This window comes from Arcicella sp. GW458-12-2-14-TSB2 (genome assembly GCF_059423785.1).
Window position 1 is genome coordinate 47,573 of the sequence record NZ_JBWKYN010000012.1, and the last position, 7,365, is coordinate 54,937.

A 7,365-nucleotide genomic window follows, 5' to 3' on the forward strand; every position below is an offset into this window, starting at 1 on the left:
TTAGCTTTCAATATTTGTTTTTACCAAAATCTTATCCAACTTAGCACCATCCATATCAATGATTTCAAAAATCAGATTTTGCCAAACGATAGTATCACCTTGCTGAGGAATTTGTCCTAACTCATTCAATAAAAGTCCTGCTAACGTATTAAATGGATATTCGCCAATGTATTCACTCAATTCAAAATATTGAAGGAAATCAGCCAAAGGGTATTGTCCATCTACTAGCCAAGTACCATCCGCTCGATGGTCTAGTCGATATCCTTCATGGTCAAAGTCAGAAACGTTTCCTACTAACGATTCAAGCAAATCATTAAGCGTAACAATCCCTTGTGTTTGTCCGTATTCATCAATCACAATTCCGTAATGAACCCTACTGTCCTTGAATCGTTGCATAGCCTGATACGCAGAAGCCGTTTCCATGATAAACTGTGGTGCTTGCAAATAGGCTTGTAAATTAAAATCAGGTTTGCTTAAAGGTAAAAATAAGTCTTTGAGCCTAACGATGCCTATGATATGGTCTTTGTCTTTATCATAAACAGGGTATAGCGAATGTAACTCTTCGCTCACCACTTCCATAATCCGTTCTGCTGAATAAGACAGTTTTATAAATACTAAGTCATTACGGTGGGTCATCAAAGAAGACACATTTCTATCCCCCAAACTAAATACTCTGCCTACAATATCCTGTTCCATTTCATGTACTTCGCCACTGTCTGCTCCCTCCTGTACAATTGCTTTAATTTCCTCCTCAGTTACTTTACTATCTGTAGATGGTTTGATATTGAGTATTTTAATCAATAAATCTGAAGAAAAAGTAAGTAGCCACACAAACGGTGAAGTAATTAAAGAAAGGATATTCATGGGGCGTGCTACCGCCTTAGCAATAAATTCAGGGTTAGTCAGCCCAATACGCTTAGGTACAAGCTCTCCGAAAACCAATGAAAAATACGTAATTAATAATACAACAATGGCAACGGCAATCGTATGTTGATAAGGTGCTAATAAAGCAAATTGAGCTACAAATGCTTGAATATCGTTAGTTACTTTTTCTCCACTGAAAATACCCGTTAAAATACCAATCAATGTAATACCTATTTGAACGGTCGAGAAAAATCTGTTTGGGTCGTTAGCAATATCTAAAGCAACTTTGGCATTACTGTCTCCTTTCTTAGCAGAAGCCTCAAGCCTCGCTTTTCGAGAAGAAACCAATGCTATTTCAGACATCGAGAAAATACCATTAATTAAAATTAAAACAAAAATGATAAGGAGTTCCATAATTTGGGAATGAGAGTAGGCTGAATGCTTACTTTTAAGACTATCTATTGTCTGTTATATCTTCTAAAGTTAAAGATTAATAGACAAATTTATACCTAATATCATGAATATTGGTTGTTATTTGCCATGAAGGGTTAAGTGAATACATGCTTTATCCCTACATTATTTCCCCATGATTACTTTTCGATGAGCTAAACCCCAATGATATAATTCGTCCATGAGCTTCTGAATAGACATTCCATGGGCTGTAATTGAGTATTCTACAGTCGGTGGAAAAGTATCAAAAACCTCTCTTTTTATCAATTTATTCGCTTCTAACGTTTTCAATTCTTTAGAAAGCATTTTATCCGTAATGCCATACACTTCTTTTGATATTTGCGTAAAACGCTTGTTCCCTGTTGATAGCGATAGCATTATTAGCAATTTCCATCTACCTTCTAATGCTTCTAAAGCATCTTTGATAGCAAGTACATTCTGAGGGCACCCTTCCCGTGTTAGCATTATATTTTTCGTTGTCTCTTTTATCGTATTGCGTTACTATCCGTTTGGATAGTGCTATCCAAACGGATAGTACTATACCAAGGATAGTAAATGTAGCTAATTTTGGTTGATTATTAACAGATAAAATAACATGAATAAAACAACACGCATTATTTCCATTATACTAATGGCGATTCCTTCTATAGTACTTATCATGGGCGGAGTAATGAAAACTATTGGAGCAGAACCCGAGTCTGTGATGCAATTTTTAACCAAAATGGGCTTTGGTAATTATATCACCGCCCTTGGCGTAACTGAATTAATCATTGCTGGACTATTTATCTATCCTAAAACCAACAAAATAGGGTTCTTATTAGCAAGCTGTTACTTTGCGGGAGCTTTGTGTTTAGAAATAGCTGGGGGGCAATTAATAGCTTCTTCCTTTTTTCTGGCTATTCTTTGGGTTGGAATGTTTTTAAGGAATAAAGAAGTATTTCTTAGTAGTGCCTATTATTTATCCTTCAAAGACTGCTGAATAGTTTACAAAAATCATTTCCTTATCCGACAAATATCCTTTCTACAAAGTTTGGCTGTGTCTAACTTTGTAGAAAAAACATGAAACAAGTATTGATTATTAATGGGCATCCTGATAAGGAAAGCTTCAATTATGCACTAGCAAACGCTTATAAGGAAGGACTTAGCAAAACCGATGTTGAGACGACAGAAATTAATATCCGAGAATTAAATTTTAATGTTAATCTTCAACATGGTTACAGACAGCGAGTTGAATTAGAACCTGACCTTTTAAACGCCATTGAAAAGATAAAAAATGCTGATCATATCGTTTGGGTTTTCCCGATGTGGTGGTATGGCTATCCTGCCCTTATGAAAGGCTTTATTGATAGGACATTTTTGCCTGGAATTGCTTTTGAATTTGTTGAAGGAAGTCCATTCCCTAAAAAATTATTGAAGGGAAAGACGGCAAGAATTATCATTACTGCGGATACTCCCCGTTGGTATGACTGGCTATTTATGCGAAGCCCAGCACTCAACCAGTTCAAAAAGGGAACGCTTGAATTTTGTGGAATGAGTCCCGTAAAAGTAACTTATATTGCCCCAATAAGAGATTCAACAGCTGATTTTCGTGAACAATGGTTGAAAAAAGTGTATAATTTGGGGATGAAGGGAGCTTGATTTATTAATGCTATTATCCTAAAAACAATCTCAAATAAACTAATTTCTCTTTATTAAAACGACAACCTAAAAGCAGTCCCCTGTCCTTCTACTGAATTGACAGTGATACTTCCTTTATGCAATGCCATGATTTGTTTTGATAAACTTAAACCAATACCCGAACCATTGGTTTTGGAAGTAAAAAACGGCACAAAGATTTTATCCATCAACTCAGCTGACATCCCTATTCCATTATCTTTTACTTCAATCACTACTTTGTCTTGTTGGTTGAGGTAAGCTCCTATTTCGATTTTGGGATTAGCTGATTCTTTTACGGCATCTATGGCATTAATCATCAAATTAATAATTACTTGTTCTATCAAAGCCAAATCGCCTTCTATTTGTAAATCAAAATCTTTAAGAATTACATCAAATTCTATGTTTTTCTGTTCTATCTGATTTTCAAGCAGAATTTCTACGCTTTCAAATAAATCTCTGATATAAAAAACGGAGAAAGATGTAATAGAAACCTTGGCTAATTGTCGGTAAGTATCAGCAAATTTCAATAAGTTAGCACTTCGTTTTTTGATGGTCGATACCCCCAAAGTAATGTCTTCTAACAATTGTGTATTACTAGCATTTTGCCCATTTTTCAATCTTCCTTCCATCGTTTCAGCCAAAGAGGCAATCGGGGCTACAGAATTCATGATTTCGTGGGTCATTACTCTCAATAATTTCTGATAGGCCTGTGCTTCGGTATCTTCTATGGCTTCGTTAACATTCTGAAAAGCAATCAAATGTGTTAATTTCCCGTCATTTAAAAACGTGGTTTTGGCCAACAACACTTGCTTCTGGTCTATTTTTACTAATTGATTTTCGCCACTGTTTAAAGAACTAATGGCTTGAAAAACATAAAGATTTCGCTTTTCTAAAGAAGAAATGTTTCTTAAATAAGGAATACTTAACATCCTTTTGAATGCCTCGTTCATCCACCCTACTTCACCGTTTTGGTCGTAAGATAAGATACCCGTATCCACTAATTCTAAGATTTTTTGGAGGTATTGATATTGTTCTTCGCGTTCAGACGAAAGCTGTTTAAACGTTCCGTTTATCTGGTTGAATGCTCTACGAAGTTGGCGTACAGAAACTGGAGCATTTTTTTCTGCAAATTGCAAAGAAAAATCTCGGTACTGAACGGCTTCTATAAATTGAGTAAGTTCGGTATTGGTTTTATTGATGAATTGTACAAAACTCAGGATTTGAAAAAACAGTACTAAACCGATGAAAAACAATAGGGTAAATTTTTCATTAACAATACAAAATGCCGCTAAAGTAATACTTGCCAACAGCAAAAGTACCCTTAGCGTCAGACTGACTTCATAGCGATTGAGTTTGAACATAAGTAATTTAAATAAGTAGCTATAAGCATTGAGCTGTGAGCTATGAGTATTGAGCTATAAGCACTAAGCTATGAGATTTTATATGCTTGCTTAAAATAGGTATCCGAAAGCTCAAAGCTGATAGCTCATTGCTCAAAGCTATATATCATATTTCCCTAAACGACGATATAAAGCTGTGCGGGTTAACCCTAATTCGCGAGCAGCTTTGGTGATATTCCCGTCATGTCTTTCAATAGCCTTCAAGATAGTTGATTTTTCCATTTCATCTATCCGTAAAGTATTACTTTCGTTAACAATACTGATTGGATTTTCTATAGAAGAACTCAAATCTAAATCACGTGCCGTTAATACTTGTTCGTCCGACATGATTACTGCTCTTTCAATCGCATGTTGTAATTCACGTATATTCCCCGGAAAAGCATATTTACGCAATTTCTCTTTTGCTTTATCGTCTATTTCACGAAGATTTTTATGATATTGCTGTGCGTAGGTTTTGGTAAAATATTCGGCTAATATTACTACATCATCTCCACGATTACGAAGCGGAGGTAATGTAATTTCGATGGTATTCAGTCGATAAATTAAATCTTTACGGTATTGGTTTTGTGCCGACATTTCCTTGATTGGTGCATTAGTTGCAGAAATCAATCGAATATCAATGGGTACTGGTGTATTCGTCCCCAAACGGGTTACTTCACGATTTTGTAAGACCGTCAGTAATTTAGCTTGTTGTGGTAAAGATATATTCCCGATTTCATCTAAAAATAATGTGCCTTTATTGGCAGATTCAAAACGACCTGCTCTGTCTTCTCTAGCATCAGTAAAAGCTCCTTTTTTATGTCCAAACAATTCAGACTCAAACAAACTTTCAGTCAAAGAGCCTAAATCGGCATGTACAAAAGGTTTGCCTGCCCTTAATGATTTTTGATGAATCAATTTAGCTACTTCGCCTTTTCCTGTTCCGTTCTCCCCTAAAATCAGGATATTGGCATCAGTTGGAGCAATCTTTTCGATTTTATAGAAAATATCCTGCATCGCCTCGCTTTTGCCAAGTAACGAGTTGGTACTTATCGGAGCAGTAGTTTTTTTGTTTTTATTTGAGATAGGATTTTCTAAGGCAGACTTTTCAAGGGCTTCTTCAATGGTAACCAATAGTTTTTCGTTCCTCCAAGGTTTTAATACAAAGTCTGTCGCTCCTTCTTTTACTGAACGCACGGCCAAATCAATATCACCATAGGCTGTAATCATTATTACGGCTACAGATTTATTAATTTCTCTTATTTTTCTAAGCCAGAAAATACCTTCGTTTCCAGTATTCAATGAGCTTTTATAATTCATATCCAACAGAATCAAATCGAATTGGGTTTGTGCCAATAATGATTGAATACGTTCTGGATTTTTCTCGGTAACGATTTCTTTTACTTCTGGTCGAAGCAACATTTTAACAGCAATCAGTACGTCTGGGTCATCGTCGATGGCTAATATTTTGGCGTTTTTTAAAGACATATTAAATTTATTTAGCGGTATTTTTAGCTGTTGGCTGTCTGCTTTCGGCTATCAGACTTGAGCTTTGAGCTATGAGATTTCAGCTATTAGTTTTTCTATTATTTCTGTAGTCAACTTTATCTTTCCAACGACTGCAAACAAAAGCCGACAACTGAAAGCTGAAAACCGACGTCCGAAAACCGACGTCCGATAGCTGAAAGCTGATAGCGCAAAGCTAACAGCTTACTCAAAGATACAATATTGCCCCTAAAGGTTGCATCAGATTTTATTTCAATCGTCTCAAATAAATAAAACCTAATGTCGACAGCATACAAAAACTACCCATTACATACCATAAAGTGGTAAATCCAAAATGTTCGGCCAATTGAGCTCCAATGGTTGGCGATGATATTTGTGCAAAAGAATAACACATAGAATACATCGCGATATATTGTCCGCGATTAGATTCATCCGAACGTTCTATCGAAAAACTCTGCATAAATGGCATCGCAAACATTTCTCCAACAGTATTCAAAATAATAGAAACCCATAGGATACCTACATAAAAGTAAATATTGAATACCCAAAATGAAAAAGCTGTCAATAATGTACCTATCGCAATGAGGTTTGTTTTCAAAAACTTACCATCTAATTGATGTACCAATATCATTTCTATAAATGCAATCATCAAGCCATTACAAACCATCAATAATCCGATTTGAGATTCTGGTAAATGATATACCTTTCTAAAATAGAGAGGTTCTAAGCTAAACAATTGAAAAAACGAAATGGCATAGAGCGTAACACAAAGGGCAAAAAACCAATAAACACTATCACGATAAGGTGAGCGTACTACAGGTTTTTCTATCGTCATTTCACTCGTTTTATGGCTTACTTTTACAGGTGTTTTCAACAACAATTTCAATAGCATAGCTGCTACGATACAAGTAATGCCATCAGCCCAAAAAAGTAAATCATAATCAATTTCAGCAAGAATCCCTCCTATTCCTCCGCCAATTGACCAGCCTAAATTGATAGCCAATCGATTCAAAGAAAAAGAACGAGTACGATTTTGAACTTCACTGTAATATGCTAATGCTGCCGCATTAGCAGGTCGAAAACTATCGCCCAATGTAGTAAAAATAAATACGCCTACACAAATGGCATAAAAGCTAGTAAGGTGCATGAGCACCAATAACATAACACCAGCAAATAATAAACTAAAAAACTGGATGTAATAAAAACCTATTTTATCCGTAAGTCTACCACCCAAGAAAGTACCACACAAAGCCCCTACCCCATACACTGCCATTATAATTCCAGCATCTGCTACACTATAATGAAGCTTCTGAGTTAAATATAATGATAGAAAAGGCAACACCATCGTGCCACTTCTGTTCACAAACATTACTCCCGACAACAGCCATACAGATTTTGGTAAACCTAAATAAGCATTTCGATAGAGTTGGATAGATTTCGTAAACATTATAGGTAACGGTGTTTTTAAGATAAATCAAAGTGGTATTTTGATATTAAAAATATATAAAAT

The 7,365-nt window shown here is 35.6% G+C and carries 7 protein-coding genes; 2 read left to right on the forward strand and 5 right to left on the reverse strand.

The features are described from left to right. Together AC07XN_RS03190 and AC07XN_RS03195 are read right to left on the reverse strand one after the other, a co-directional pair. A complete protein-coding gene (locus AC07XN_RS03190) occupies nucleotides 1-1,278 on the reverse strand; it encodes a hemolysin family protein (protein ID WP_494742007.1) in 1,278 nt (425 codons plus the stop codon). Between the two features lie 162 nt (nucleotides 1,279-1,440). Then, the gene (locus tag AC07XN_RS03195) at nucleotides 1,441-1,779 is read right to left on the reverse strand and encodes a winged helix-turn-helix transcriptional regulator (RefSeq protein ID WP_309922928.1); all 339 of its coding nucleotides are present in this window, start codon (nucleotides 1,777-1,779) and stop codon (nucleotides 1,441-1,443) included. A gap of 130 nt (nucleotides 1,780-1,909) precedes the next feature. On the opposite strand from AC07XN_RS03195, the gene AC07XN_RS03200 reads away from it, so the two are divergent. Both AC07XN_RS03200 and AC07XN_RS03205 read left to right on the forward strand, forming a co-directional pair. Further along, a complete protein-coding gene (locus AC07XN_RS03200; RefSeq protein ID WP_494742008.1) occupies nucleotides 1,910-2,293 on the forward strand; it encodes a DoxX family protein in 384 nt (127 codons plus the stop codon). Nucleotides 2,294-2,373: 80 nt separating this feature from the next. Then, on the forward strand, nucleotides 2,374-2,952 hold the full coding sequence (locus AC07XN_RS03205) for an NAD(P)H-dependent oxidoreductase (RefSeq protein WP_494742009.1): 579 nt from the start codon (nucleotides 2,374-2,376) through the stop codon (nucleotides 2,950-2,952). A 53-nt stretch (nucleotides 2,953-3,005) separates the two neighbouring features. Here AC07XN_RS03205 and AC07XN_RS03210 read toward each other — a convergent pair whose 3' ends face one another. The 3 genes from AC07XN_RS03210 to AC07XN_RS03220 all read right to left on the reverse strand — a co-directional run bounded on the left by AC07XN_RS03210 (nucleotide 3,006) and on the right by AC07XN_RS03220 (nucleotide 7,302). After that, a complete protein-coding gene (locus tag AC07XN_RS03210) occupies nucleotides 3,006-4,331 on the reverse strand; it encodes a sensor histidine kinase (protein WP_309922933.1) in 1,326 nt (441 codons plus the stop codon). Nucleotides 4,332-4,469: 138 nt separating this feature from the next. Further along, on the reverse strand, nucleotides 4,470-5,837 hold the full coding sequence (locus tag AC07XN_RS03215; RefSeq protein WP_309922934.1) for a sigma-54-dependent transcriptional regulator: 1,368 nt from the start codon (nucleotides 5,835-5,837) through the stop codon (nucleotides 4,470-4,472). Between the two features lie 265 nt (nucleotides 5,838-6,102). Continuing rightward, entirely contained in the window at nucleotides 6,103-7,302 is a 1,200-nt protein-coding gene (locus AC07XN_RS03220) for an MFS transporter (RefSeq protein WP_494742010.1), read from the reverse strand. Between the last annotated feature and the right edge of the window lie 63 nt (nucleotides 7,303-7,365).